Here is a 1,164-nt window from a genome sequence, read left to right as displayed (position 1 = left end):
ATGACGACGACCTTGATAAGCGCGAACCAATACTCGAATTCGCCGAAACTACGCACGCGCAGCAGGTTGATGACGCCGAAGAGGACCACGCAGATAGCTGCGGGGATCCACGGCGAGACGTTGAACCAGGAGCCGATGAAGCCGGCCGCGCCGGTGATTTCGGCGCCGAGCACGGCGACGGTGGCTAGCCAATAGATCCAGCCCTGGGTAAAGCCCGCCCAGCGGCCGATGCCGTGTTCGGCGTATTCGGAAAAAGAGCCGGAGGCGGGGATAACGGTGCCCATTTCGCCCAGCATCTGCATCACCAAAATGGCCAGAAAGCCAGCGATGACGTAGGCGAGGAGCACGGCGGGGCCGGCGGCGGAAATGCCGACGCCGGTGCCCAAGAAAAGCCCGGCACCGATGGTGGAGCCTAGCCCCATCATGGTCAGGTGGCGGACCTTCAGGCCAGAACCGAGGGCGGAGGAGTTATCAGTCACCCCTCCATTCTATTTTCCATAATCGAACGGTACATATAAGGCAAACCTAAAGAATCGGAATGATGGTTTCCGCTTGCGGAGTTTGAGCGGGCTATTATCCGCGAGCGGCAGGCGGAGGGCATTGCGTTGGCAAAAAGGCCGGCAAGTACAAAGGCCGCAAACCCGCCCTAACCCCAGAGCAAGTAGTAGAGATTAAGCGGCGCGTACTGGCAGGGGAGTCGAAAGCGTCGTTGGCGCGGGAGTTTGGGGTCACTCGCCCTACGGTGTATCGGGCGTTGAAAAACGCTTAAACGCGACAATACCTAGGGGCATACGAATCCCCCAGGGATTTTAACTCTGTCTCTCGCCCAGTTTGATTTCTAGTAGTCTCGGGCTACACAAGATACTTCGCGAGAAAGGGGACAGTATGGGAAGAAAAGTTGCCGTTATCGGTGCTACCGGAACTATCGGAAGCGCTGTTGCCGATCGTTTCGAAAAGCACTATGAGGTTCTTCGCGTTTCTCGACACTCGACTCCACAAGTAGACATGTCTGATGTGGACTCGATTCGTACCTTTTACAAAGAGGGCGGAATCAAGCGGTGGATGCGCCACGCTTGAATAGTTCGTTAAGTATTTCACGTGGGGTTGCGCCGCCGAGGATTTGTCGGGGTGTTTCGTTGAGCTCATTTTGCACCCACGCGACAT

1 protein-coding gene and 1 pseudogene are annotated in these 1,164 nt (G+C 56.7%); one reads left to right on the top strand and one right to left on the bottom strand.

Features of this window, described 5'->3' with window-relative positions:
• A partial coding sequence (locus MHK04_RS12145) for an amino acid permease (RefSeq protein WP_239227092.1) occupies positions 1–425 on the bottom strand: 425 nt, incomplete at its 3' end.
• A 129-nt stretch (positions 426–554) separates the two neighbouring features.
• Here MHK04_RS12145 and MHK04_RS12230 point away from each other — a divergent pair.
• Positions 555–769 (top strand): annotated as a pseudogene (locus MHK04_RS12230) (helix-turn-helix domain-containing protein); the annotation flags it as partial.
• Positions 770–1,164: the final 395 nt, after the last annotated feature.

This window comes from Corynebacterium nasorum (assembly GCF_022345765.1).
Classification (GTDB): Bacteria; Actinomycetota; Actinomycetes; order Mycobacteriales; family Mycobacteriaceae; genus Corynebacterium; species Corynebacterium kefirresidentii.
This window is presented reverse-complemented; position numbering and strand designations above follow the sequence as displayed.